We start from the raw sequence: 26582 nt of genomic DNA, 5'->3' as shown, positions 1-26582 counted from the left end.
CCCGAAATCCTGCTCGATGGTCGAGCCGGGCGACGAGTGACAGCGCTCATACCGCTAGAACAAGCTCCATAGCGATCCATCAATGCGGCCAACGGGCAGGTCATCGCCGCAGGATTGTCGAGCGCCACAAGGCCATCGCGACTGTCGATATACCTAGGTGGCAAGCCTAATCACTGGTCGGTCTCGGCAGACGAGCCGGGGGCAAATTTCAGCAGAGCGAGCAGGCGATCGCTATTGTCTCCGCAACATCCGGATTGCCGCGATGCTGTCGCGCCGGGTCTTCTTTGCAGCAAGTTGAGCTTCCGTGTCGATCGCCTCGTGTTCCGCAGTTGCCGCCGGTGTGTCGGCGGCGCTTCTGGCTGGCTCCAATGATGCTTCGACCTCAACCGGGATCGATGTGGACGCCGATGCTACGAGGGAGTTTTCCACCGGCGCGTCAGCATTGGCGACGTTCGTTGGCGACCCAGAGGATGGTTCAGCGGAAGATGCGCGCGCCGCATACGCTGGCCTCGATCTGATCGAAGCAGTTGCTCGACCATGGCGATGCTCAACCGGACTGCTCGATGGCGTTGCAATCGCAGCGTCGGCAGCGTCGGCGGGAGCCACTTTCGCGGCCGGGATCAACTCCGTAACCAGCCGCTCGCCCTTGTTCGTGTCCGCTTCAGGGCTCGGCTTATAGTTCAGCAGCACGAGTCCCGCGGAGGTAAGCAACGCGAACGTCAACGAGGCGGCGATCGTCGCCGACGCCCTGCGTGACACCCGTAGCGAGTTCAGCGGTGTTGCGGATGCCTGTTGGAGGCCGCTGGGCTCCTGCGCAGCCGGCAGCTTCAGGATCGCCGCCAGATCGGTATCGAGCCGCTCATCGCCGAAAGCACGAATGACGACGGTCATGCGGCCCTACCCTGGTCGGCAGCTGACTGAGATGAAGCGGCTGGAAATTGCATGCCGGCAGATAGCTCGAGCGGATCGCTTTCGTTCGATGGTGGCGCTTCAGCGGTGTCCAAGATCCAGCGTTCCTCGCCTTCGATGGCAAGGGCGGTCAGCCGACCAGAGCGATAGGCGCCGGTGTCGATCCCGATCCGATTGGGGCGGAATACCGGCTCCTCCGAGATGGAATGGCCGTGGACGATGGTCGGGCCGTGCGACACGTCGGATTCGAGGAAGTCGTCCTTGATCCACAGCAGATCGTCGGCATGCTGCCTCTTGAGCGAGACGCCTGGCCGCACGCCCGCGTGGACGAACAGGTAATCGCCGTACCGATAGTGCAGCGGCAGCTTCTCGAGCCACGCCACCGGCTCGGGACCGACGGTAGCCGCTGCACTGGCGAGATTGTCCATCGTTGCTGGTCCTTCGGCTATAACGGGATCTACGCCCAAGCTGATCAGAGTTTCCCTTCCGCCGAAGGTCAGCCAGTGCCGATACACCGTCAGGTCACCCCTCAAGGCCTTGGCCATCATCTCTTCATGATTGCCCCTCAGCACCATGAAGCGGCTGGTCGATGCCGTCAGCTTCATACAACCCCTGATCATCCGGGCGGCGTCCGGGCCCCGATCGACGATGTCGCCGAGTAAAAGGATTTGTGTCGGAATCGGTGGCCGCGCTGCTTGATCGCGTTCTATGATGTGCATCAGCCGGCGAAACAGATCATACCGGCCGTGCACGTCACCGATGGCATAGATGCGCTGAACCGGCTCGGCCGCCTGTGGTTTGCGCTTTATCATGGATGGTCGATCGCTCCCATCTGCCCCGCCGCGTCAGAGGGCATCCCGGTGGCCAAGCCCGGCCGAGATCGCCAGGCCGGCAGAAGCAGCCGCAGCGCCCCGCGACAGGCCCGCAGTTGCGAACCCGGTCACCCTCAGCGGCGATCCGGGGATTTTAGTGGAGGCGCCGGCGAACAGCTCATGCGCGTCGTCGACCAGGCGGGTCGCAGCCCGGGAATAGTGATAGGAGGCAAGCAGAAAGCTGTCATGGCCCAAGGCGTACGAAGCGCCTGCCGATGCTGCCGGGCCGTCCCGCAGGTCGTAAACGGCGGTGTCGCCGAGGAACCTGTAGCTGAAGGATACGAAGGGGGTCACCTTGCCGAGCGGCGCCGAGATGTCGGTGCCGATGGCATAGTCGTTCTTGCCGCTGGACAGGCCGCTGGCAGCCGTTGCCGTGTTGATCTTCGCGCGGCCGGAGACCTCGATCTCGATCGGCGAAGCCGCTGGCGCGATCGTGTAGGATGCTCCGAGGGTGAGATCACCGAACCCCTTGGCAGTTCGCTTGGACGCCGCCGTGTTCGGCGCCACCAGCACCGGGGTCGCGTCGATGCCGGTAAAGATCGTCGATCGGCTCTCGATGCGCATCCATGGAAGCGAAGCGGTCAGCGTGACGTCGCCGAGGCGCACGCGAGCGCCTAATGCCGAGCTCCAGATCGTGGTGTTGGACCCCGTGCCGAATTTTCCGCCCGCATAGATGGTGCCCAAGGATAGGTCGGCCATCGTGTCGCTTCGGCTAAGGCGCTCCATGGCTTGCGGAACGCTGCTCGGAGAGACGGTCGAGGTCGCGCTGGAGGGCGAAACGGGCGCGGGCATGTCGTACCCTACCGTTTCGCGAAGCGAGCCTGCGTCGCCATCCTGCGCCTGAGCCTGAGCTTGTGCATAGTTGATAGAAAACGCTGCGATGGCAATGCCGCCGATACTGGTCAGAACGGTCCGCATCCATCTCTCCCTTACCACGTGTTTACCACGATTCACCTCATCAGCGTCTGTATCCTAAACGGGTTCCTGATCATGGCAAACTTTGTACGGTATCGACTTGGACGATGTGCAGGAAAGGATCCCCATAACAGCCCGTTAACCTTCTGCGGCGAAAGCGACATCGGAGCTTGGAGGGGGACGTTGGGATGATGGGCGGTACCGCAGGGGCGCCGGTACGGCGTGTCTTCAGCCTGCGCGATCTGATCTGCGCGCGATATGGCGATGTGGAGGTCACCGCGTGGGTCCGCGCGCTTCAGGTCGAGATGGCTGACCGGGCCGTGCTGTCGACCTCCATCATGACCATCGTTGCCGTGCCCGCGTTGGTCTGGAGCTTTCGGACGACGGCACATACCTTGTTGCTGCTTCTCGGGACCGCGGCGCTTCTGCTCGTCTCCGGCCTGCGGCTCGTCGACGTGCTGTCGCGACGCCGAAGCGATATCGGGGCCGGCGGCCATAGCGATGCTTTGCGCAAAACCACCGCGTTGGCGGCCGGAACGGCGATCGCCTGGGCGCTGCTGATCACAGGCATAGGCAGGGGTACGAACGCGGACGAGCTCACATTCATCATTTGCCTTCACATTGCCCTGGTGAGCGCCGGAAGCGCATCGCTTGCATCGATCCCTGCCGCCAGTCTCGCGTTCGTCACTCTCCTGGGCGGCGATGCACTGCTCAACATCTCCATCGGCATCTGGCCCCTGATGCCGGTCGCTCAACTCCTGCTGTTGATGTTCCTGGCCATGATGATCCGGGCGGCGCTCGGCCAGGCCCGTGTGCTCGCGGAAAGGGGCATAAGCGAGATCGATCGCGACCGCACCGAGCGCGCCCGGAACGACGAGCGCGCGGCCATGTCCGCGCGCGAGGCGAAACGGCAGATCCAGGCCGAAGGGGACGCGGCACGGGCGAGACATCAAGCGGAGGCGGATGCGGCTCGCGCCAGGCACGAGCATGAACAAGCCCTGCGCAGCCGGCATGATCAAGAGATGCTCGAGTTGGCGCAACGGTTCGAGGCGACCGTGCTTGCCGGTTCCACCCGGGTGCTCGAAGCGGCGGCCGCTCTTGAGGGCTCATCCCGCACTGTCCTCATTCTTGGCACCACGATCGAGACGGAGACCAGCGCCGTCGATGCTGCGACGGCTGCTACCCGGCGCGCCGCCGAACGGGTGACGAGCACCACGAGTGGCGTGCACGGCATGGCGTCGAACATCTCGGTACAGGTTGCGGCGCAGGCGGAGGCGAGTTTCAACGCGCGCCGGGCGTCAGAACAGAGCGATGCGAGCGTGCGGTCGCTTGCCGAGCAAGTCGACGGCATCGAACGGATCACTGCGCTGATCGGCAGTATCGCGGCCCGCACCAACATGCTGGCCCTGAACGCGACGATCGAGGCGACCCGCGCCGGCGAGGCAGGGCGAGGATTCGCGGTCGTGGCGGGGGAGGTGAAGCTGCTTGCCACGCAGACCCGCGACGCAACGCACGACATCGATTGCCACCTCAAGGGGATGCAGCGCCACGTTCATCACGCCGCCAGCTCGATCGCGGACACCGTGGATCAGCTCGGAAGCCTTACCCAATCGGCATCGACCATCAAGGCGGCGGCGTCCGAGCAACAGTCAGCGACCAAACGCATTCACGCCGATGCGGATGAGGCGTCGGTTGGTACGGCCCTCCTCAACGAACGCTTCGAATCGATGGCTCGAGCTACCAAGGAAGCGGGGACGCTCTCCGAAGAAATGCGCAGAACGGCTCACATCGTCATGGCGCAGACCGCGCAACTGCGAGACGCGTCCTCCGCCTTCATCGCCAGGCTGAAAGCTGCTTGAGGCATCAAGTGCGATAAGAACTGCTCGGATCGGCGACCCGTGCAGCGGTCGGCGCCGGCGCCACTGACACGTTAAATCCGGTCGTGGGTAGTCTGCCCCGCCGAGCCTTCCTTGCCGAAAGCTCCGTGGCATCAACACTGCGATGCTCGGCGGTCACGAGCACCGTAAAACCCGGGCGCAAGGCTGCCGCCTGATCGTTCTGTCGCTGCGCATCTACGGATCGCGACCGCGAGGCTCGGCCGGGGCTGCCCGACGCCGGGGCCAGCCCACCGTCACCAGATGAAAGGTATTGATTACCTGACCTTAACCCCGGCCGTTCAAATTGCCTGATGCGCGCGGGACAAACAGGTTGATGAATTTGGCGACTTCCTCACATGCCAGGACCGGGTTGCTCGCTACCGTCGGGAAGATCCTGAGCGGGGTCGTGGTGTTCGTCGCCATCGTCGGCGGGTGGACCGCTGCTCAAACCTATATGAGAATGCATCAGCCGTTGCCGGGTGCGGCCGGCCGGCAGGGGCGATGCGTTCTTTGGTTCGTGGGCAGTTCCTCCATCGCACGATGGACGACCCTGGCAAGCGATATGGCTCCTTGGATCACGCACAATCGTGGCGTCGGGGGCGCCTTGCTCCCCGAGCTTCGCAAGCGGTTCGCCAACGAGAGCGATCCGGTGTTGCCCGATGCCATCATCTTCTACGGCGGTGACAACGACATCGCCAAGGGCGAGAGCGCGGCCGACGCGGCTGATCAGTTCCGGCAGTTCGTCGACGCCAAGATGGCGAAGATGCCTCAGGTGCCGATGCTGGCGATCGGCGTCAAGCCAAGCCCCAAACGGTGGGCGATGCGGGGAACCCAGCGCCAGTTCGATCGTGCCGTGGCACAAACCGCCGCGCGTACGCCGCATCTCACGTTCCTGGATGCGTCCACAGGACTGCTGATCAGCGGGCGTCCTGGCCCGTATTTCGAGCCGGACGGCATCCATCTCAGCACCGCGGGCTATCACGTCTGGGCGGGGGTGGTTCACAAAGCATTGGTGAAGATGCTGCCACAGGATACGGTAACCCAATGTAAGCAAGAAGTAACGAACCTGTAGCTAAGGGGAGAGAATGGGGGCATCCGAGACTGATCTGCCGCGCGGCACGCGGATCGTTGGACTGGATGCGTGGCGTGTGATGCTGATGCTTGGCGGCTTCCTGCTGCATGCATCCACCTGGCTGCCATCGCGGCCGCTATTCACAGCTGTTGCGCTGGGCTCGCACGCCTTTCGCATGGGCAGCTTCTTCGCAATCTCAGGTTTTCTGTGCGGCGTATCGATGCGCAAGCACAGCCCGAGCCGCTGGCTAGCGCGCCGGGTCGCGCAGATCGGGCTGCCGACGCTGTTCGGCTGGGGAGTGCTGTGCCCGATCACGATCGGCATCATGAACTGGTGGCACCCCGCAGCCTCGACCCCGCTGTTCTTTGACTGGCTTCACATCTGGTTTCTGGTTGCGCTGCTGGCCTATGCACCCGCGGCGGTGTGGTTCGACGCGCTCGATCGGCGCTATGGCCTAGCCGACCGGGTCGCCGGCTCTCCGGCAAGCCGCCGTTCTTCGCTGTCGCTGCTGCTTGGCACGGCCATGGTGTCGTTCGTGCTGATGATCACGACTGTAGTGATGGTGCCGGCCATCATTCCGTCGCGGCTGATGCCCATGCTCAGCCAGGCACCGATGATGGCGGGCTATCTGCCCAACTACCTGTTTGGCGTAGCTATGGCCCGGTCACCGGCACTGGCCCGAGAGGTGCAGCAATCGTGGCGCCCCGCGCTGGGGATCATGGCAGCATCTGGGTTGCTCTACGCGCTGTGGTTCATGCTCGGGCCTTGGCTGCCAGCCGTGCAGCAGGAGCAGGGCGCCAACCTCGTCATGACGATTGTGGCTGCGCTATGCCCCCCGGCAGCGTTCGCGCTGATCTTCCGCTCGGCCATCGCGGTGCGAGACGTACCGGCCATCGCTCACCGTATCTGCGACGCCTCGCTGACGATGTACCTTGTCCATCTGCCGCTGTTGCTGGTCGTCAACATCATCGTCGCGACGCTGCGGCTGGACGCTTACGTACAATATGCCATCGCGATCATGATTGCGGCGCCGCTGTCCTATGCGGCGCATCGCTGGATTGTTCGGCCGGTACCGCTGCTGTCGCTGATCATTAACGGCCGGCTTGATCATGTCGGTCGGCCTTTCGCGCGCCTATCGGCAGCCAAGCCGGGCGTGGAAGCAGGGACGGTTCAGGCGGGATGACGGACAGGATCCGCTGCTGCCGGTCGGCGGGCGAAGACAGCTGCGGATGCGAGTAGCGCAATGGTCGGAATGGCCGCCTAATCAGACACCGCGTCATGGGTGGCGTCGAGGAAGGCCGCGGCCCACACCAGCGGGGCGTTCCAGTTGATCGCCACTTCGTTCATTGCATAGGCGCGCCAATCGTCGGTCCAGCAGGTCTGGCCGGTGCAACGGCCGCGCATCGTCTTGGCCACATCGTCGGCGAACGCCGTGCTGTTCGGGCCGCCGGACAGGACGCCCGCAGGCGGCGCCGGATAGCGCGGATCAGCGGGATGCCAGAAGCGATGGTGGGGAAAGCGCATCGGCCGGGCGCCGAACCCTGAGACGTAGGACTGGTCGAGCGGGTTGCGGCCCAGCAGATAGTCGATCACGTCGACGACGCCGTTTCGATACCGCGGCTCATGGGTCAGCTGCCAGGCGATGCCGAGCACCATCGCACGGTTGAGCAGCACGCTGTTGGAACCCCAAGAGTAGGCCGTGCCGGCGTCGGGAAGGCGGAAGCCGCTTCGCTCGCGTTCGGCGGCGAAACCGTTGGCCAAGCCCAGCAACGCGACACGCGCCGCGCGTCGCACCGCCGGATCGATCCTGCCCGCGGTTGTGGCGAGCGTGATCAGCCCGGCCTGATCCACCGATCCCCAGTTCAGCCCCGGCTGCGGGTGCCGGAGGAAGCGGGACGCCGTCACGGCCTGGCGGAATTGCGGTTCGCCCGTGGTCGCGTACAGCTCGGCCGCCGCCCAAAACCGCTCGTCGTCCAGTGCCTCGTCGCCATAGCCGCCGCTGCCGGTGAAGTCGCTGCTCGCGAAGAAGGCGGGGTTGCGCACCGCTGCCGCCCAGGCGCGCCGTGCGGAAACCAGCGCACGATCGGCAAAGACAGGATCGCTCGTCCGCCAGATCCGCGCCGCCTGCGCCGCCACCGCTGCCAGGTTGAGCGTGGCGGCGGTGGTTGGCGGATATAGCGCCCGCGGCATGGTGTCGTCCGCGGGAGCCGTCGGCAGCGGCGTCCAGCGTTCGTCCGCAACCTTGCTGTGCGCCATGCCGCCAGCGTCGACGTCCACGAACCCGGCCGCCGGAGCGCCGCCGCCCGCGTGCGTCGGGAGGCGCAGCCGGCTGCCGTCGGGTACCTGCATCGCCATGAGGAACGCGACCTCCACCCTTGCTTCGTCGAGCAGATCGTCGCGGCCATTGGCCCGTTCGGGGATCGCGAGCCGCCCGTCGGCAAAGGCATCGGGCGCGCCCCAGGCGCCGAGCTGCTCATGAAGATCGAGCAGGGTCCAGGCGGCGATGCCGCCGTTGACCACATACTTGCCCTGGTCGCCCGCGTCATACCAGCCACCGGTGACGTCGAGCTGATAGGCGCAGCCCGGCCAGCGTACCCCGCGCTGATCCGTGCCAGCAAAGCAGCTCACCCGTTCGTGCGGGTGGCCGGCCGGCCGCGCCAGATCCGGTCGCTCCACCAACGCCGGCAGGATCGGCACGCCGCTGCGCTGCTGGTAGAAAAAGGCCAGCGCGGCGGTAGCGAGCGGCGCATAGGGCCGCGCCGCGATCGTGAACGGCCGGCTGGCCGTGGTGCCCACACGCAGGCGATAGCCGCCAGCGACGGGCGGGTTCGCGGCGCTGAAATCCAGCCGCTGCAGCCGTTCGCCCGATGCTGCGTCGGCGCCAAACGGGGCGGTTTCGCCTTGGGAGACGACCTTGCCGCTCGCATCGACCAGCGACCAGGGCTGGGGTGCAGCGGCGGTGGTGACGACGATCGCCGTCTTCGGCCCCGACCGTTCCACGCCGAGCTGGTTGAGCAGGATCGCATCGTGCGGCGGGGCGGCAGCGCCGAGCAGGGCGATGCTGCACGTGGCAACCACCAGTGCCTTATGGGTCCGCATCAACGCCCGCGCCATATCGTCCATCCCGCGGCTGATCATCCCCCGGCCGCTCATCAAGGTGGGCAAGGGCGCCCGCATTCGCCACATCATGCCGGGCTGGATCGGAAGGGGCAAGCAATGCCGCTCTGCCCTGGAGCATCGCCGCAATGCTTGTGCCCCGACCCGACGTAAGGCTAGATCGCTGCCGCCGAGGGGCCCGTTGGCGCTCCCATGCCGGAGTTTGATGATGACGCGCCTTGCCCTCCTGCTGACCTGCACCATCATCTCGGCCGCCCCGGCCATCGCCGCGGAGAACCCGTTCGCGCGGGCGAGCACCTTGCCGTTCCAGGCGCCGCCGTTCGACCGGATCACCGATGCGGATTACCAGCCGGGGTTCGACCAGGGCATGGCCGAGCAGATCGCCGAGATGCGCGCGATCGCCGATACCGCCGCCGCGCCGACCTTCGACAACACGATCGTCGCCATGGAGCGCTCGGGTGCGATGCTGCGGCGCGTGTCGGCGGCGTTCGGCGCGGTCAACCAGGCCGATACCAATCCTGCGCGCCAAGCGGTGCAAAAGGCCGAGGCGACCAAGCTCGCGGCGCACAACGACGCGATCTATCTCGATCCGAAGCTGTTCGCGCGCGTCCACACCCTCTACCAGAACCGCGCACGGCTCGGCCTCAACCCCGATCAGCTTCAGGCGCTGACCCTAATCCACCAGCGCTTCATCCGCGCCGGCGCGCAATTGTCGGACGGCGACAAGACCAAATTGCGCGATCTCAACGCGCAGCTCTCGACGCTGCAAACCGCGTTCGTCCAGAAACTGCTGACCGCCACCAAGGCAGGCGCGCTGGTGGTCGACGATCCGAAGCAGCTCGATGGCCTGGGCGAGGGCGGAATCGCCGCGGCGGCGCAGGCGGCAAAGGCGCGCGGGCTCGACGGCAAATGGGTGGTGCCGCTGCAGAACACGACGCAGCAGCCGGCGCTTCAGTCGCTGTCCGATCGCGCGGTGCGCGAGGCGCTGTTTACCCAGAGCTGGACGCGAAGCGAAAAGGGCGATTCCAACGACACGCGCGACATCGCCGCGAGCATCGCACAGCTGCGCGCGCAGAAGGCGGCACTGCTCGGCTTCCACGATTGGGCGAGCTACGTGCTCGAGGACCAGATGGCCAAGACGCCGCAGACGGCCGAGGCGTTCATGGCCAAATTGATCCCCGCGACGACGGCGCAGCAGCACAAGGAAGCGGCCGAGATCGATGCGGTGATCAGGCAGCAGGGCGGCGACTTCACCGTCAAGCCATGGGACTGGGATCGCTATGCCGAGCAGGTCCGCAAGGCCAAGTTCGACCTCGATGAAAATGAGGTCAAACCCTATTTCGAGATCGACGCGGTGCTGCAGAAGGGCGTGTTCTTCGCCGCCAACCAGCTCTACGGCCTGACCTTCAAGGAACGCCACGACATCCCGGTCTACAATCCGGATGTGCGCGTCTTCGAGGTGTTCGACCGCGACGGCAAGCATCTGGCGCTTTGGTATTGCGATTACTTCAAGCGCGACAACAAGCAGGGCGGCGCCTGGAACAGCAGCTTCGTCAACCAGTCCGGGCTGCTCGGCACCACCCCGGTGATCTACAACGTTGCCAATCTGCCCAAACCCGCGCCGGGCCAGCCGGCGTTGATCAGCTTCGACGATGTGACGACGATGTTCCACGAGTTCGGCCATGCGCTACACGGCTTCTTCGGCCAGCTGGCCTATCCGTCGCTCGGCGCCTCGGCGCGCGACTTCGTCGAATTCCCCTCGCAGTTCAACGAGCATTGGGCGCTCGATCCCAAGGTGTTCGCCAACTATGCGGTCAACTACAAGACCGGCGCGGCGATGCCGCCCGTCCTGGTCGCCAAGATCAAGCAGGCGGCCAAGTTCAACCAAGGCTATGCTCTCGGCGAACTGGTCGCCGCGGCGGAGCTCGACATGCAGTGGCATGCGCTGCCGGCATCCGCGCCCAAGCAGGACGTCGACACCTTCGAGGCGACTGCGCTCGCCAAGACCGGGCTCGACGTCGCGCATGTGCCGCCGCGTTACCGCACCAGCTATTTCCAGCATATCTGGTCGGGCGGCTATGCCGCCGGTTATTACGGTTATCTGTGGACGCAGATGCTCGAGAATGACGCATTCGCGTGGTTCACCGCGCATGGCGGGCTGACCCGCGCCAATGGCGACCGCTTCCGCGCGCTCGTGCTCTCGCGCGGGCATGCGCAGGATTACGACACGATCTTCCGCAGCTTCTACGGCAAGGATCCCGACATCGGCCCGATGCTGCAGGATCGCGGATTGGCGCCGGCGGGCAAGTGAGCGGCGGTGCTAAGCCGCGAGTTTCATGGGCTGCTTGGCGATTACTTCCGCGCCGTCACATGCCGGAAAAGAATCCGTTGAGCGCCGCGACGAATTGATCGGGTCGGTCGAGATTGATTACGTGGCTCGCATCGACTTTAAGATAGGTGCCGTTCTTCAGGAGCGCCATCGCACGATCGGCATCGCCCTCGGTCATCGCGCCGTTCAGCGTTCCGTCGGGCATGATCGATGAATCCGCCTGCATCAGCAGCACCGGGCAGGCGATCTTCGTCAGCGCGTCGGCATGGTCGAAACCCTTGTTCCAGCTGCCGTCGTAGAATGCGGCGCCGAAGCGAGGATCATAGCGTTCGAGCCCGCGCAGCATCATCCGGACGGTATCGTTCTTGATCAGGCCGAGCTCGACCGGTTTACCGGGATTGTTCCTGCGATAGGCCTTGATCGCCTGGGTGAGCAGAAACGGCGTGCCCGGCCCCACATGCTTGCGGAAGAACGCCGCATTGCCGTGGATCCAGTAGAGCAGGAAATCATCCGGGTGATCCCCCGTCGCGGCGGTATAGCTGGTCCTGAAGGCACGGTTGGCGATGGTCTGCTTGATGCGCGGATATTCCGCCGAGAAGAGGGGCGGGTCCTCAAGCAGCGCGGCACGGATCAGCTCAGGACGGTTCGCGGCCAGCCAGACCGCCAGCAGTCCGCCCGATGAGTTGCCGGTGACGAACACCGGCTTGCCGATCTCGTGCGCAATGAAGTCGGCGAGATCGGCGCCGATTTGGTTGGCGCTCATCGGATAATTCGCCGGCGTGATGGTTGCGCCGTGGCCCGGATAATCGATGGCGTACACATGGTAGGATGTCGCGAGGTCGGGCAGGACCCGGCTGTAGCTGAACCAGTCGAGCAATTGGGCGTGCAGCAGCACGAGCGGCGGCCCATTATCCGGCCCCTCGGCATAGCTCAGCGTGATGCCGTTGACGCGTGCGGTCTTTTGCACATAGCCGGCCGCCTCCACCTTGGCGTGGTAGGGATCGACATACCCGCCCGTCCCGAACAGCTTGGCGACCGCCGCGGAGGCGGTGAATGCAGTTACCCCGACGATCACGCCCCCGAGCAGCGCGCGCTGGGGCCATCCGAACCGGCGCATGCTGCTGGTCGGGTTGGGTGACGGGCCGTGCTTCCGGATCATACTGCCTCTGCCAATCGTGATAACGAAACACGACTTCGTGCCGGCTTGCCGCCTGGAGTGCTCGCCGCGTACCCATCAAGGTGGGTCGCACATACGTAGTCAGTGCTGCCGCGATGTTTCAAAGAACTGCTGGCGAATGTTCTTCAGCCGCCATGCGGAAGTAATCGCGAAATGACGACCGGCGATGGAATGGAACATCCGGCGCCTCAAGCAAAGAGCCCTGTGCATCCGGCTGCTTGGCGGCTGTCGCTCACGGGTGTATCGATGTCGAGTCTCACTGGGAGCGGTGTCATGAGCATCAAGGTGGCGATCGGAGCATTGGCGGCTTTGGCATGTGCCTCACAAGCCGATGCGAGGCGCAAGCCTTCTGACGTCAGCTGGGCCAAGCCAGGTGTGTCGTTCGATGATTATCGCCGCGACACTCTCGAATGCGCCAACACTACCTACGGGCTGGACGTGAGCATGAAGCCCGAGACGGTGGTGGCCCTGTCCGGGCAGAACACCGCCGCACTCGCCGGCTTTGTCAGCGGCCTCGATCCCAAGCTATCGGGCAGCGGATCCTATGCGGGCGGAGCAAGCGGCTATATCGCCGCGATGAACATGGTCGATCCCGGTCGCGTCGTCTTTCGCAACAGCAACTATACCGGAATGTTTCGTCATGCCGCGTATGTTGACGTGACCGACCAGCTGCAGGCGGTGCTCGACTTCTGCCTTACCCGCCGCGGGTACACGCGTTTCAAGCTCAGCGCGGATCAGCGCCAGCAGCTGCGTCACCATCCGCGTGGCACCGAGGCGCGCGCGCGCTTCCTGCATGCGCTAAGCGCTCGCGTGGCGCCTAGCCACACACGGGATTAAGGTGTCGGCGCGGCCGATTGCTCGGCCTTGGCATGACACCTCGTCGTGACTGCCGATGGCCGGTTATCGCGTCCAGCCGCCGGCCGTCGCGACATACAGTCTGGCGACGTTGAGGAACTGCCGGGTGCGGGCCAGCACCAGTCCGTTGCTCGAGCGCTGATACAGGCGTTCGGATTCGAGCACCTGGAGAAGCCCTGAATTGCCGACCTCGAAACTGCGCCGCGACAGCCGGCGCGAGCGGTCTGCCACCGCCACCGACTCGCTCTGATTGGTGATCGATCGCGCGTCGGTCTGGATGGCCGACAGCAGGTCGGCCACCTGGCCGAACGCGTTCAGCACCGTCTGCCGATAGGTGGCATCGCTGGCCCGGGCGCGGTCGATCGCCGCGGCTCGCTCGGCTTTGAGCGTGCCGCCGTGGAAGATCGGGGCGCTGAGCCCGGCGAAGATGTCATAGCCGCGGAACGCGTTCTCGAGCAGATTGCCCACACCGGGCGCACCTTGGGTCAGCGTCGCGCCCAGGGTGATGTCTGGGTACAATCGCGCGGTTGCCACGCCGATGCCCGCCGTCGCGGCGTGAAGGTCAGCCTCGGCCTGGAGGATGTCGGGCCGGCGGTGCACCAGCGCCGAGGGCAGCGCCACCGGGATCGAGGCGGGCAGGGTGAGTTGCGCGAGATCGATCTCGGTCGGTCCGAGATCGGCCGGTGCTACCCCGATCAACGTCGCGAGAAGGTGGCGGGCCTCGGCAAGCTGCTGCTCGAGCTGGGGAATGTCGCCGCGGTCCGCCGCAAACTGGCTCTGCGCGTTCAACACCTCCACCAGCGTGCCCTCGCCACCGGCCTGCCGCTTCTGGGTAAGGTCGACGTTGCGCTGATCGTCGGCGAGCAGCGCGTTGGCGGTAGCGATCTGGGCGCGGATGGCGGCGATCGTCAGCGTCTGGTTGACGACCTGGCCGGCGATCGAGAGATGAGCCGCCTCGGTCTGGCGCTGCCGCGCTTCGGCCTGTGCCGCGCTTTGCTCCACCTGGCGACGCAGCCCGCCGAACAGATCGAGATCGTAGCTGATCCCGCCGCCAACTGAATAGAGATGGAATTCGGGATTGCCGCCGGCGGCGAGCGGATTGGCGCCGGAAAAGCCGAAGCCGGCAAGGTTGACCTGCTCCTGATCTACCCGCGCGTTGGCGTCGATCTGCGGCAGCCGGCGGCCAGCCACGGCGCGTAGCTCGTGGCGTGCGGCGTCAAGGGTCGCGTTGCTTGCGGCCAGGCTGTGATTGTTCGCCAGCGCCCGCTCGACTAGCGCGTCAAGCGCGGGCGAGCCGAACGCCGTCCACCACCGGTCGGCGGGACCGTTGCCCCAATCGAGGTGCGGCGCGTTGGCGGCCGGCGCGGCCCGATCCTCGGCGGCGTGGTAGCCGCTATCGGCCGCCGCCGCCGGGCGAGTGAAATCGGGCCCGACCGTGCAGCCGGCCAGCGCGGTCGCCGCGAGAAGAGCTAGGTACAAGCGCATCGGATCAATCCATGTGGATGGTCGGACCCTCGCCCGCGCCGGCGCGAGGTCCGCGCATCAGCAGCAGCAGCGGGATCACCGCCAGGGTCAGGATGAACAGCAGCCAGAAGGCATCGATATAGGAGACCATCGCCGCCTGCCGGCTGACCTGGGCGTTGAGCGCGGCGACCGTGCCCGGCAGGTCGAAGTCGAAGCCCTGGGGCATGGCTGGATTGTCCGGGCGCAGGCCCTCGACCAGCCGCGAGTGGACGGTCGCGCCGTTGCGGATGGTCAGCGCCTGGAGGATCGAAATGCCGACTGCCGAGCCGATATTGCGGGTGAGGGTGAACATCGCGGCACCCTCGTTGCGGTATTTGGCATCCAGCGTCGCGAAGGCGATGGTCGTCAGCGGCACGAAGACGAGGCCGGTGCCGATCCCCTGGATGAACCCGGAGATGATCACCAGATTCTCGTTCATCCCGAGCGAGAAGCCGGACATGATGTGCAGCGAATAGGCCGCGATTCCGAAGCCGGCGAAGATCAGCAGCCGGGCATCGACCTTTTTGATGATCCGCCCGACGACGATCATCGATATGAGCGTGCCGATCCCGCGCGGCGCCGTGACCAGCCCGGTGAGGACGACCGGATAGCCCATCAGCGTCTCGAGCATGGTCGGCAGCAGCGCCAGCACCCCGAACAGCACGGTGCCGAGGAAGAAGCCGAAGATCGAGCCGGTCAGGAAGTTGCGGTCCTTGAACATGCCGATGTCGATGAACGGGCGTCGTGCCGTCAGGGTATGGACCACGAACAGATAGCCGAAGAACAGGCCGAGCGCCGCTTCCATGCAAATCTCCAGCGAACTGAACCAATCCTTGGTCTGGCCGCGGTCGAGCATCAGCTGGATCGAGCCGAGCGCCAGCGCCAGCAGCGCGAAACCGAACAGGTCGAGGCGCGGGCGCGCGGCATCCTTGGTCTCGGTCAGGAACGCCGACAGGCCGGCGAAGGCGAGCAGACCGATCGGCAGGTTGATGTAGAACACCCAGCGCCAAGAGAGATTGTCGGTGAGCCAGCCGCCGAGCGCGGGACCGATAATCGGGCCGAGGATCGCGCCCATGCCCCACACCGCCATCGCCGGGCCGTGACGCTCTGGCGGGTTGATGTCGAGCAGGATCGCCTGACTCATCGGCACCAGCGCCGCGCCGAACACGCCCTGGAGCAGGCGAAAGCCGACCAGTTCGCCCAAGCTTCCGGCAATGCCGCACAGGCCGGAGACCAGCGTAAAGCCGACGATCGACCATAGCATCAGCCGCTTGCGCCCGAACCGCCCGGCGACCCAGCCGGTCAGCGGGGTCATAATCGCCGCGGCGACGATATAGGAGGTCAGCACCCAGGTGATCTCCTCGCTCGACGCCGAGACGCTGCCCTGGATGTGCGGCAGCGCGACGTTGGCGATGGTGCTGTCGAGCGAGTTCATCACCGTTGCAGCCATCACCGAGGCGGTGATGAACCGACGTGCGGTCGGCTCCGGATAGCCGGCGGTCATCGCGCCTGGGTCGCACCGCCGAATAGGTGGCGCTGGTAGCCGGTGTCCACGGTCACCTCGACGCTCAGCCCGGCGTGGAGGGGGATGTCGCGCGGCACCGCGTCGAGGCTGAACTCGACGGGCAGGCGCTGCACCACCTTGACCCAATTGCCGGTGGCATTCTCGGCCGGGAGCAAGGAAAAGCTGTTGCCGGTACCCGGGCTGAAGCTCTGCAGCCGCCCGGTGAGCTTGAGATCGGGGAAGGCATCGACCTTGAAGGTCGCGCGCTGGCCGATGCGCATGTGGTTGAGCTGGTCTTCCTTGAAATTGCCCTCCACCCACAGCCGGGTCCCGGCCAAGGTGAACACCGGTTTGGCGGCCGAGACATAGCTGCCGAGCTGGAGCTGGTTGACCTTGGTGACGATCCCAGCCTGGGCGGCGCGGACCACCGTATAGCCGAGGTTGAGCTTGGCCCGTTCCAGCGCGGCCTGGGCGCGCTGCACCGACGGCTGGCGTTCGGTCGGCGCCGTGACGCTGCCGGTCAGCGTCGCGGCGACGCCGGCGTTCTGCTGGACAGACGTCTGGATCTGCTGGCGGGCGGTCTGAGCGGCAAGAACCGCCTGATCATATTGGTTCTGCGACGAGATGCCCTCGGCGAGCAGGGATTTCTGCCGTGCCGCCTCGCGCTCGGCATAAGCCAGCCGGGCCTGGCCGGCCTGGAGCGTGGCCTCACCCTCGCGATAGCTGGCGCGCAGCGACGACACCTGAGTGCGGGCGTTGGCGAGCTCGGCGGCGGCCTCGTCGACGGCAGCCTGGTAGGGCGCGGGATCGATCCGGAACAGGACGTCACCGGTCTTGACCCGCTGGTTGTCGGTTACCGCGATGGCGACGACCGGGCCGCTGACGCTGGCACTGACCGGCACCAGCCCCGACTGGATATAGCCGTTGTCGGTTTCCTGGTAGCGCCCGCCGCTCAGGTAGAAGAACAGTCCCACCACAATGGCGATGACGGGCGCGGCCAGCAGCAATGGCGTGCGCAGGCGACGGCGTCGTTCCGGTGTCGGGTCTGCCGCCTGCACGACCGGCGCAGGCTCCGTCACCGGCACGGCATGTTCCAAGCCTTCGCCACCTGCGGAACGGCCCGCTCCGTCTTCCAAGCTCATTGTACCATCGTCTCTGTCTGTGTCGCGCGGCGCAGCAGTCGGACTTGAGTCCCAACGCTGTGCACGTGCCGCGTTCAGCGATAGCAGCGGTCCGATGGTGCAGCAATGCTTACCTTTGTCTGCAGTCCTCTTTTCTGCCCGAGTTGCCGTCTCCCGGCTCGTTCGCCGCGGCGGGTAGGTCCTGAAGCGTCCGCCGTGGTTGCACCATGCTGTGCCACATGACCTTGCTACTCCGTGGTGGAACGGCCGTTTGACTACGATCCGCGCAAGCCGAACAGGAGCCGGGACTCCAATCAGCCGGACTATATGCCGGCTATATGCGTTTTCCTGGAATCGCTCTCGAATAGCTACGCGGGATGCTCTTAATCAAGCGCCACTGATGACGCCCCGATGGTCGTGGGCGATGATCAAAAGGGGCGTTCATGAAAGTCATCCTTCCCGCAGCGCTGCTCGCGTGCACGGCGCTGTCGGTCGCATCGCCGGTGTTCGCGCAGGAGGTCACAAGCGCGAGTGTCCCCCAGGATATGGCACAACCATCGGCGGCACCTGCCAAGTCGATCACCGTGGGTGGTAGCGTCGCGGTGGTGACCGATTACCGCTTGCGCGGCGTGTCGCAGAGCGATCGTCATCCCGCCGTCCAGGGCTCGCTGACGATCGCGCATGACAGCGGGTTCTACATCGGCACGTTCGCTTCCAACCTAGCCGGGTGGGGCACGTTCGGCGGCTCGAACCTCGAGCTCGACGCGATCGGCGGGTTCAAGCACGCTTTCGGCACGGCGACGGTGGACGCCGGGCTGACGTGGTACATGTATCCCGGCGGGGCCGATAAGACGGACTATGCCGAGCTGTTCTCCAAGCTCTCCGGCACCGTCGGGCCCGCAACGCTGCTCGCCGGCATCGCTTATGCCCCCAAGCAGCAAGCGCTCGGCAAATGGTATGAGAATGGCGCGCAGGCCGCTGCCGGTACCTATGCCCATCCCGGCGACAAGAAGGACAACCTTTATCTGTGGGGCGACGGCGCCGTGGCTGTGCCCGGCACGCCGCTCACCGGCAAGGCGCATATCGGCTATTCGAAGGGCAACAGCGGCCTCGGCCCCAACGCGACCAGCGCCGCGCCGACCGGTGAATATTGGGATTGGCAGCTCGGCGCCGACTACGCGGTCCGCGGCACGCCGCTGACGGTCAACCTCAGCTGGATCGATACCGACATCACCCGCCGCGAGGCCGCCTATCTGCAGCCGAGCTTCAGCAAGGGCCAGGACGGCACCGGCTCGATCGCGGGCAGCACGGTGTTCGCCTCGCTCACCGCTGCTTTCTGACAGGAGAATTAGCTGATGGACGATCTGCTCTGGATCCTCGTCATGGTCGGGCTGGTGGCGGCAACGCTCGCCTATGCCCGCCTGTGCGACAACGCGTGAGGCGGCTGCAATGACACTCGATCTCTGGCTGGCGGCGCTCACCGCCTGCGGCCTGCTCATCTACCTGGTGGCGGTGCTCATCCGCCCCGAACGCTTCTGAAGGAGGCGGCACCATGACATTCCAGGGCTGGATCCTGATCCTCGGCTTTATCGCCATCCTGCTGGCGCTGACCAAACCGGTCGGCGCTTGGCTGTTCGCGCTCTACGAGGGCCGCCGCACCCCGCTGCACGTCGTGCTCGGGCCGGTCGAAACCGGCTTCTACAAGCTCGCCGGCATCGATCCCGATCAAGAGCAGGGCTGGCGCCGCTACGCGGTCCACATGCTGCTGTTCAACGTCGTGCTGATGGCGTTCACCTATGCGGTCCTGCGGCTGCAAGGCGTGCTGCCGGGCAACCCGCAGGGGCTCGCCGGGCTGCCGCCGCATCTCGCGTTCAACACCGCGGTGAGCTTCACCACCAACACCAACTGGCAGAGCTATGCCGGCGAGACGACGGTGTCGAACCTCAGCCAGATGCTCGGCCTCACCATCCACAACTTCCTGTCGGCCGCCACCGGCATCGCGCTCGCCTTTGCGCTGTTCCGCGGCTTCGCCCGGCGCGAGGCCAAGGCGATCGGCAACTTCTGGGCGGATTGCACCCGCATCACGCTCTATCTGCTGCTGCCGCTCTGCGTGGTGCTGACGATCGTCTACATCGCCAGCGGCGTGCCGCAGACCCTCGCCGCGACGGTCGACGTGACCACGCTAGAGGGCGCCAAGCAGACGCTCGCGATCGGCCCGGTCGCGAGCCAGGAAGCGATCAAGATGCTCGGCACCAACGGTGGCGGCTTCTTCAACGCCAATTCGGCGCATCCCTTTGAGAACCCGACGGCGTTCAGCAACCTCATCCAGATGCTGTCGATCTTCGTGATCGGCTTCGGGCTGACCTGGACGTTCGGCAAGGCGGTGGGCAATACCCGCCAGGGCTGGGCGATCCTGTCGGCGATGGTGATCCTGTTCCTCGCCGGTACCACCGTGACCTATTGGCAGGAGGCGGCGGGCAATCCGGTGCTCCACCATCTCGGCATCGCCGGCGGCAACATGGAAGGCAAGGAGGTGCGCTTCGGCATCGCCGCGTCGAGCCTGTTCGCGGTGGTGACGACGGCGGCCTCGTGCGGTGCGGTCAACGCGATGCATGACAGCTTCACCGCGCTCGGCGGCATGATCCCGCTGTTCAACATCCAGCTCGGCGAGGTCGTGATCGGCGGCGTCGGCGCCGGCATCTACGGCTTCCTGCTGTTCGCCATCCTCGCGGTGTTCGTCGCCGGGCTGATGGTCGGCCGTACGCCCGAATATGTCGGCAAGAAGATCGAGGCGCGTGAGGTCAAGCTCGCGGTGCTCGCGATCGCGGTGCTGCCGCTGATGATCCTGGGCCTGACCGCGCTCTCCTCGGTGCTCGCCCAGGGCCTGGCGGGGCCGCTCAACAAGGGGCCGCACGGCTTTAGCGAGATCCTCTACGCCTTCACCAGCGCGGTGGGGAACAACGGCTCCGCCTTCGCCGGGCTCACCGCCAACACGCCTTATTACAACGGGCTGCTCGGCGTCGCCATGTGGGTTGGCCGCTTCTTCATCATCGTGCCGATGCTGGCGATCGCCGGCAGCCTCGCGGCGAAGAAGTACACGCCGGAGAGCGCGGGCTCGTTCCCGACCACCGGCGGCCTGTGGGTCGGCCTGCTCGTCGGCATCGTGCTGATCCTCGGCGGTCTCACCTTCCTGCCGAGCCTCGCGCTCGGCCCCATCGCCGATCATCTCGCGATGATCAGCGGCAAACTGTCCTGAAGGGGCGCCTGACATGGCCCAGAAATCCCAGACCCGCGCGCAAGCGAAAAGCCTGTTCACGGCCGACCTCGTCGTCCCCGCGATCGGCGACTCGTTCCGCAAGCTCAACCCCGCCGAGCTGATCCGCAACCCAGTGATGTTCACCACCGCCGTCGTCGCGGCGCTGATGACGGTGCTGCTCGTCGTCGGCCACGATGGCCTGTCGACCGGCTTCAAGCTCCAGCTCGTCGTCTGGCTGTGGCTGACGGTGCTGTTCGGCACCTTTGCCGAAGCCCTCGCCGAGGGCCGCGGCAAGGCCCAGGCGGCAAGCCTGCGCGCCGCCAAGGCGGAACTCACCGCCAAGCGCCTGAAGGGCGATGGCCGCGCCCATGAGGATGTGCCCGCCAGCGCGCTGCGGGTCGGCGACATCGTCCTGGTCGAGACCGGCGACCTCATCCCGTCGGACGGCGACGTCGTCGCCGGCGTCGCCTCGGTCAACGAGGCGGCGATCACCGGCGAAAGCGCACCGGTGATCCGCGAGGCGGGCGGCGATCGCTCGGCGGTGACCGCGGGCACCCGCGTCATCTCCGACGAGATCCGCGTCCGCGTCACCGTCAACCCGGGGCAGGGGTTCCTCGATCGGATGATCGCGCTGGTCGAGGGCGCCGAGCGGCAGAAGACGCCGAACGAGATCGCGCTGACGATCCTGCTGGTCGGCCTCACCATCATCTTCCTGATCGCGGTCGGCACCATCCCGGGGTTCGCGAGCTACGCCGGCGGATCGATCCCGGTGGCGATCCTCGCCGCGCTGCTGATCACGCTGATCCCGACCACGATCGCGGCGCTGCTCTCGGCGATCGGCATCGCCGGGATGGACCGGCTCGTCCGCTTCAACGTGCTCGCCAAATCGGGCCGCGCGGTGGAGGCGGCGGGCGACATCGACGTGCTGCTGCTCGACAAGACCGGCACCATCACCATCGGTGATCGCCAGGCGAGCGAGTTCCGCAGCGTCGGCGGCGCCACCCAGAACGAGCTCGCCGAGGCAGCACTGCTGGCGAGCCTCGCCGACGAGACGCCCGAGGGCCGCTCGATCGTCGTCCTTGCCCGCGAGCGGTTCCGCGTCTCGACGGCGCAGCTGCCGTCCGATGCCGAGGTGATCCCGTTCACCGCGCAGACCCGGATCTCCGGGGTCAGGACCGGCGGGTCACTGATCCAGAAGGGCGCGGTCGATTCGATCCTCAAGGCCAATGCCGGTTCGGGGCAGACGGCGGCGGCGACCGAGCTTCGCCGCGTTACCGACGAGATCGCCCGCGCCGGCGGCACGCCGCTCGCGGTGGCGCAGGACGGGCGGCTGCTCGGCGCGATCTTCCTCAAGGACGTGGTCAAGGCCGGGATCCGCGAGCGGTTCGGCGAGCTGAGGACGATGGGCATCCGCACGGTGATGATCACCGGCGACAACCCGCTCACCGCCGCCGCGATCGCCGCCGAGGCGGGGGTGGACGATTTCCTCGCCCAGGCGACGCCCGAGGACAAGCTGGCGCTGATCCGCAAGGAGCAGCAGGGCGGCAAGCTGGTCGCGATGTGCGGCGATGGCACCAACGACGCGCCCGCGCTCGCCCAGGCCGATGTCGGCGTGGCGATGAACACCGGCACCCAGGCGGCGCGGGAGGCGGGCAACATGGTCGATCTCGACAGCGATCCGACCAAGCTGATCGAGGTCGTCGGCCTCGGCAAGCAGCTGCTGATGACCCGCGGTGCGCTCACCACCTTCTCGGTCGCCAATGATGTCGCCAAATATTTCGCGATCATCCCGGCGATGTTCGTCGCGCTCTACCCGGGGCTCGGCGTGCTCAACGTCATGCAGCTGGGCTCGCCGCAGAGCGCGATCCTGTCGGCGATCATCTTCAACGCGATCATCATCCCGTTGCTGGTGCCGCTGGCGCTGAAGGGCGTGGCGTACAAGCCGATGGCGGCGGGCCCGCTGCTCGCGCGCAACCTCGCCGTCTACGGCCTCGGCGGTCTCGTCGCGCCGTTCATCGGCATCAAACTGATCGACCTGGCCGTAGGCGGCCTCGGTCTCGCCTGAGGATATGACAATGGGCAATGATTTCACCTCTGCGCTGCGGCCGGCGATCGTCTTGACGATCCTGTTCGCGCTCCTGCTCGGGATCGGTTATCCCCTGGCCATGACCGGCATCGGACAAGCCATCTTTCCTGCCCAAGCCAATGGCAGCCTCGTGACGGCGGGCGGCAAGGTCGTCGGCTCGGCCGTGGTCGGCCAGGCCTTCGTGTCGGACCGCTACTTCCAGACCCGCCCGTCGGCGGCGGGCAAGGGCTATGACGGCTTGGCCTCGTCGGGCTCCAACCTCGGCCCGGCGGCGCAGGCGCTGGTCGATCGGGTCAAGCCGGACGTCGCCAAGCGCCGTGCCGAGGGCGTGACCGGTGCGATGCCGGCCGATCTGGTCACCGCCAGCGGCTCGGGCCTCGATCCCGATCTGTCGCCCGCTTCCGCCCTTGCTCAGGCGCCGCGGATCGCGCGAGTGCGCGGTTTGCCGCTCGCCAGGGTGACGGCGATCGTCACCAGCCTGACCGAGGAGTCGCTGCTCGGCGATCCGCACGTCAACGTGCTGGCGATGAACCGCGCGCTGGACGCCACGCCGCGCTGATGCCGGTCAGCGGCGACGACCGTCCTGATCCCGACGCTCTCCTGCGCCAGGCCGCGCAGGAGGGCAGGGGCCGGCTCAAGATCTTCCTCGGCGCTGCCCCCGGTGTGGGCAAGACCTTCGAGATGCTGTCCGAAGGCGCCGCGCGCCGGCGCGACGGCATCGACGTCGCGGTCGGCGTCGTCGAAACCCATGGCCGGATCGAGACCGAGGCGCTGACCCGGGGGCAGGAGATCATCCCGCGCCGCGAGGTCGCGTACGAAGGCCGCCTGCTCGGCGAGATGGACCTCGACGCGATCCTCGCCCGCGCGCCGCGCCTGGTGCTGGTCGACGAGCTCGCCCACACCAACGCTCCCGGCAGCCGCCACCCCAAGCGTTACCAGGACGTCGAGGAGCTGCTCGACGCCGGGATCGACGTCTATTCGACGATCAACATCCAGCATGTCGAAAGCCTCAACGATATCGTCGCGAGCTTCACCCGCGTCCGGGTGCGCGAGACCGTGCCTGACCGGATCCTCGAGATGGCCGAGATCGAGGTCGTCGACATCCCGCCCGACGAGCTGATCGAGCGGCTCAAGGCCGGCAAGGTCTATCTGCCGCAGGAGGCGACCCGCGCGCTCAGCCATTTCTTCTCCAAGTCCAATCTGTCGGCGTTGCGCGAGCTGGCGCTGCGCCGCGCCGCGCAGGCGGTCGATGCGCAGATGCTCGAGCATGTCCGCGCGCTCGGCGTCGGCGGCACCTGGGCCGGCACCGACCGGATCGTGGTAGCGATCAACGAACTGCCCGGTGCCGACGGGCTGGTCCGCGCCGCCAAGCGCGTCGCCGACGTGCTGCACGGCCCCTGGACCGCCTTGTTCATCGAGACGCCGCGCTCGGCGCATTTCACCGATACCCAGCATGAGCGGGTGGCCGCGGCGATGACGCTCGCCTCTCAGCTCGGCGCAACGGTGGCGACGGTGCCCGCCGCGTCAGTAGTCGACGGTATCCGCGGCTATCTCGCCGATGCCCGTGCGACCCAGCTCGTCGTCGGCAAGTCGCGGCGGTCGCGCTGGTTCGAGTTCCTCCACGGCTCGGTGGTCGATCGGCTGATCCGCGGCACGCCGGGCGTCACCGTCCATGTGCTGCCGATGGAGGAAGCGCCGACCCCGCAGCCGCGGCTGCGGCCCCGGCTCGCCGGTCATTGGGGGTCGCCGGTCGGCTATGGCGTCTCGGTGCTGCTCGTCGCCGCCGTCACCGCCGCGGCGAGCGCATTGTTCCACATTCTCAACCTCGGCAACGTCGCATTGCTCTATTTACTGCCGGTGATGGTCGCGGCGAGCCTCTACGGGCTGCGCACCGGCCTCGTCGCCGGCATCGCCTCCAGCCTCGCCTACAACTTCTTCTTCTTGCCGCCGGTCGGCACGTTCAGCGTCAGCAATCCCGAGAATCTGATCTCGATCTTCGTGCTGCTCGGCGTAGCGATCGCGACCAGCCAGCTCACCTCGCGGGTGCGCGCGCAGGCCGATCTCGCCGCGGCGAGCGCGCGCGCCAATGCGACGCTCGCCGGCTTCCTGCGCCAGCTGAGCGCCGTCAACGATCCGGCGGTGGCGGCGCGGATGATCTGCGACGACATCGCCAGATTGTTCGACGTGCAAACCGTGTTGCTGCTCTCGCCGCCGGGCGCCGGGCTCACCGTCCAGGCGGCGAGCAACCCCGGCTATCGGCTCGAGACGATGGACATGGCCGCGGCGCATTGGGCGTTCGACAATGGCGCCGTGGCGGGGCGGGGATCGGGCACGCTCGCCTCGTCCGAATGGCTGTTCCAGCCGCTCAAAGCGGGCGGCAACACGCTCGCGATCCTCGGCGTCGCCCGTGAACGCAGCGGCGATCCGGTCCGCGCCGATCAGCTGCCGCTGCTCGCCAGCCTGATCGATCAGGCGGCGCTGGTGCTCGAGCGGTTGCGCCTCGAGAGCGAGATGCGCGATGTCGATACGGTCCGCACCCGCGATCGCCTGCGCGCGGCCCTGCTGTCGTCGGTGAGCCATGATCTTCGCACCCCGCTCACCGCCGTCATCGCCGCGGCCGACGAACTCGATCATGGCGCGACGCCCGAGCTGATCGGCACCATCAAGAGCGAGTCCGGGCGCCTCAACCGCTTCGTCTCCAACCTGCTCGACATGGCCCGGGTGGAGGCAGGCGCGCTCAAGCTCAAGCTCGAAGCGACCGATCTCAGCGATGCCGTCGCCGGCGCCGCGCATGATGCCCGGCGCGCCCTTCAGGGCCATGACGTCCACCTCCATGTTCCCCCCGATCTGCCGCTGGTGGAGGTGGATCCGCAGCTGCTCCACCACTGTCTCCTCAACCTCCTCGACAATGCAGGCCGCTACGGCGATCCCGGTACGCCGATCATGGTCGAGGGGGTGCATCGCTATGGTGAGATCCGCCTCGCCGTTCGCGACCAGGGGCCAGGCCTGCCGGTCGGCCGAGAAGCCGAGGTATTCGAGACCTTCCGCCGCCTCGAGGGCTCCGATCGCGCGATCGGCGGCACCGGGCTAGGCCTCGCCATCGTCAAGGCCTTCGCCGAGGCGATGGGCATGGGTGTCGAGGCCGGCAACAACGCCGATGCCACCGGCGCCGCCTTCACCCTTGTCTTTCCTTCCAGCCTGATCGTGCGACACGCACCTGAAAGTGCCCTCTGATGCCTGCCAAGATCCTCGTCGTGGATGACGAACTGTCGATCCGCCGCCTGCTCCGCAACACCCTCGAACGCGCCGGCTATGCGGTGATCGAGGCGGTTGATGGCAAGGACGCGATCAAGCGCGCAGCGGCCGATTATCCGGACGCCATCCTGCTCGATCTTGGCCTCCCGGACCGGGACGGGCTCAGCCTCATCCCAGTCCTGTTGCGCAACAGCGAGACGGCTATTCTGGTGGTATCCGCGCGCGATGCGACCGACGAGAAAGTCGCCGCGCTGGATCTTGGCGCGCACGATTTCGTCTCCAAGCCGTTCGACACGGACGAGCTGCTCGCACGGCTGCGCGTTGCTCTGCGCCATCACGGCGTGTCCGACGCTGCGCCGAAGATCCTGACCGCCAGCGACGTAACTATCGATCTCGATCGCCGGCTCGTTCTTCGTGGCGGGGAGGAAGTGCATCTGACCCGCAAGGAGCATGACGTGCTTGCTGTGCTTGCCCGCCATGTCGGCAGGGTGGTGACGCATCAGCGCATCATTGCGGCGGCCTGGCAGGGCGAAGAAGATCCTCGCGTGGAGTATCTACGCATCGTCATTCGCAACCTCCGCCAGAAGCTGGAAGCACCGAGCCCGGTCGGCAGCATGATCGCCAATGAACTTGGCGTAGGGTATCGGCTGCGCGCCGACAGCTGACATTACTCTCGCGCGCGCAGCGGGAAGGCGCGCAGCGGTAACTAACCGAACACCAACGACGCACGGCGT

20 protein-coding genes are annotated in these 26582 nt (G+C 66.4%); 12 read left to right on the top strand and 8 right to left on the bottom strand.

The window, feature by feature from the left end:
* Positions 1-231 precede the first annotated feature (231 nt).
* From OXR60_RS07365 to OXR60_RS07355, 3 genes are read right to left on the bottom strand one after another with little or no spacing between them, the layout of a single operon-like run.
* Positions 232-891, bottom strand: a complete 660-nt coding sequence (locus OXR60_RS07365) for a hypothetical protein (RefSeq protein ID WP_267395165.1) — start codon at positions 889-891, stop codon at positions 232-234.
* Positions 888-1721, bottom strand: a complete 834-nt coding sequence (locus OXR60_RS07360) for a metallophosphoesterase family protein (RefSeq protein ID WP_267395163.1) — start codon at positions 1719-1721, stop codon at positions 888-890. The genes OXR60_RS07365 and OXR60_RS07360 overlap by 4 nt, the downstream gene beginning before the upstream one ends.
* A 33-nt stretch (positions 1722-1754) precedes the next feature.
* Entirely contained in the window at positions 1755-2699 is a 945-nt protein-coding gene (locus tag OXR60_RS07355; protein WP_267395160.1) for a hypothetical protein, read from the bottom strand.
* A gap of 185 nt (positions 2700-2884) precedes the next feature.
* Here OXR60_RS07355 and OXR60_RS07350 point away from each other — a divergent pair, with 185 nt between their 5' ends.
* The 3 genes from OXR60_RS07350 to OXR60_RS07340 all read left to right on the top strand — a co-directional run bounded on the left by OXR60_RS07350 (position 2885) and on the right by OXR60_RS07340 (position 6828).
* Positions 2885-4555, top strand: a complete 1671-nt coding sequence (locus OXR60_RS07350) for a methyl-accepting chemotaxis protein (RefSeq protein WP_267395159.1) — start codon at positions 2885-2887, stop codon at positions 4553-4555.
* Positions 4556-4943: 388 nt separating this feature from the next.
* Positions 4944-5645 (top strand): GDSL-type esterase/lipase family protein, encoded by a 702-nt coding sequence (locus OXR60_RS07345; protein ID WP_267395157.1) that lies wholly within the window; start codon positions 4944-4946, stop codon positions 5643-5645.
* Positions 5646-5658: 13 nt separating this feature from the next.
* Positions 5659-6828 (top strand): acyltransferase family protein, encoded by a 1170-nt coding sequence (locus OXR60_RS07340; RefSeq protein ID WP_267395156.1) that lies wholly within the window; start codon positions 5659-5661, stop codon positions 6826-6828.
* 77 nt (positions 6829-6905) lie between these two features.
* Here the strand turns inward: OXR60_RS07340 and OXR60_RS07335 are convergent, their stop codons facing one another.
* Positions 6906-8723 carry a glycoside hydrolase family 9 protein gene (locus OXR60_RS07335; RefSeq protein WP_267395155.1) on the bottom strand — a complete coding sequence of 606 codons (1818 nt, stop codon included), beginning with the start codon at positions 8721-8723 and terminating at the stop codon, positions 6906-6908.
* A 247-nt stretch (positions 8724-8970) separates the two neighbouring features.
* On the opposite strand from OXR60_RS07335, the gene OXR60_RS07330 reads away from it, so the two are divergent.
* Positions 8971-11073, top strand: coding sequence for a M3 family metallopeptidase (locus tag OXR60_RS07330; protein WP_267395154.1), 2103 nt, complete (start codon positions 8971-8973; stop codon positions 11071-11073).
* A 55-nt stretch (positions 11074-11128) separates the two neighbouring features.
* On the opposite strand, the gene OXR60_RS07325 is transcribed toward OXR60_RS07330, so the two are convergent.
* Positions 11129-12250 carry an alpha/beta hydrolase gene (locus OXR60_RS07325; protein ID WP_267395153.1) on the bottom strand — a complete coding sequence of 374 codons (1122 nt, stop codon included), beginning with the start codon at positions 12248-12250 and terminating at the stop codon, positions 11129-11131.
* Positions 12251-12541: 291 nt separating this feature from the next.
* On the opposite strand from OXR60_RS07325, the gene OXR60_RS07320 reads away from it, so the two are divergent.
* A complete protein-coding gene (locus tag OXR60_RS07320; protein WP_267395152.1) occupies positions 12542-13105 on the top strand; it encodes a hypothetical protein in 564 nt (187 codons plus the stop codon).
* 63 nt (positions 13106-13168) lie between these two features.
* On the opposite strand, the gene OXR60_RS07315 is transcribed toward OXR60_RS07320, so the two are convergent.
* Genes OXR60_RS07315 through OXR60_RS07305 form a run of 3 tightly spaced genes read right to left on the bottom strand, consistent with a single transcriptional unit; the run spans position 13169 to position 17272 of the window.
* A complete protein-coding gene (locus OXR60_RS07315) occupies positions 13169-14608 on the bottom strand; it encodes an efflux transporter outer membrane subunit (RefSeq protein ID WP_267395150.1) in 1440 nt (479 codons plus the stop codon).
* 4 nt (positions 14609-14612) lie between these two features.
* On the bottom strand, positions 14613-16130 hold the full coding sequence (locus OXR60_RS07310) for a DHA2 family efflux MFS transporter permease subunit (RefSeq protein ID WP_267395149.1): 1518 nt from the start codon (positions 16128-16130) through the stop codon (positions 14613-14615).
* Entirely contained in the window at positions 16127-17272 is a 1146-nt protein-coding gene (locus tag OXR60_RS07305; RefSeq protein ID WP_267395148.1) for an HlyD family secretion protein, read from the bottom strand. The genes OXR60_RS07310 and OXR60_RS07305 overlap by 4 nt, the downstream gene beginning before the upstream one ends.
* 422 nt (positions 17273-17694) lie before the next feature.
* Here OXR60_RS07305 and OXR60_RS07300 point away from each other — a divergent pair, with 422 nt between their 5' ends.
* The 7 genes from OXR60_RS07300 (at position 17695) to OXR60_RS07270 (ending at position 26513) form a co-directional block, all read left to right on the top strand.
* Positions 17695-18591: a TorF family putative porin gene (locus OXR60_RS07300; protein ID WP_267395147.1), complete on the top strand. Its 897-nt coding sequence runs from the start codon at positions 17695-17697 to the stop codon at positions 18589-18591.
* A 109-nt stretch (positions 18592-18700) separates the two neighbouring features.
* A complete protein-coding gene (kdpF, locus tag OXR60_RS07295) occupies positions 18701-18790 on the top strand; it encodes a K(+)-transporting ATPase subunit F (RefSeq protein WP_267395146.1) in 90 nt (29 codons plus the stop codon).
* 13 nt (positions 18791-18803) lie between these two features.
* Positions 18804-20507 carry a potassium-transporting ATPase subunit KdpA gene (gene kdpA / locus OXR60_RS07290; RefSeq protein ID WP_267395145.1) on the top strand — a complete coding sequence of 568 codons (1704 nt, stop codon included), beginning with the start codon at positions 18804-18806 and terminating at the stop codon, positions 20505-20507.
* Positions 20508-20520: 13 nt separating this feature from the next.
* Complete coding sequence (kdpB, locus tag OXR60_RS07285; RefSeq protein ID WP_267395144.1) at positions 20521-22572, top strand: potassium-transporting ATPase subunit KdpB; 2052 nt, start codon at positions 20521-20523, stop codon at positions 22570-22572.
* A gap of 10 nt (positions 22573-22582) precedes the next feature.
* Entirely contained in the window at positions 22583-23152 is a 570-nt protein-coding gene (gene kdpC / locus OXR60_RS07280) for a potassium-transporting ATPase subunit KdpC (RefSeq protein ID WP_267395142.1), read from the top strand.
* Positions 23152-25827: a sensor histidine kinase KdpD gene (locus OXR60_RS07275; protein ID WP_267395141.1), complete on the top strand. Its 2676-nt coding sequence runs from the start codon at positions 23152-23154 to the stop codon at positions 25825-25827. The genes kdpC and OXR60_RS07275 overlap by 1 nt, the downstream gene beginning before the upstream one ends.
* Positions 25827-26513: a response regulator transcription factor gene (locus tag OXR60_RS07270; protein ID WP_267395140.1), complete on the top strand. Its 687-nt coding sequence runs from the start codon at positions 25827-25829 to the stop codon at positions 26511-26513. Before OXR60_RS07275 ends, OXR60_RS07270 begins: the two co-directional genes overlap by 1 nt.
* Positions 26514-26582: the final 69 nt, after the last annotated feature.

It is taken from the genome of Sphingomonas sp. GC_Shp_5, assembly GCF_026540855.1.
Taxonomy (GTDB): Bacteria; Pseudomonadota; Alphaproteobacteria; order Sphingomonadales; family Sphingomonadaceae; genus Sphingomonas.
This window is presented reverse-complemented; position numbering and strand designations above follow the sequence as displayed.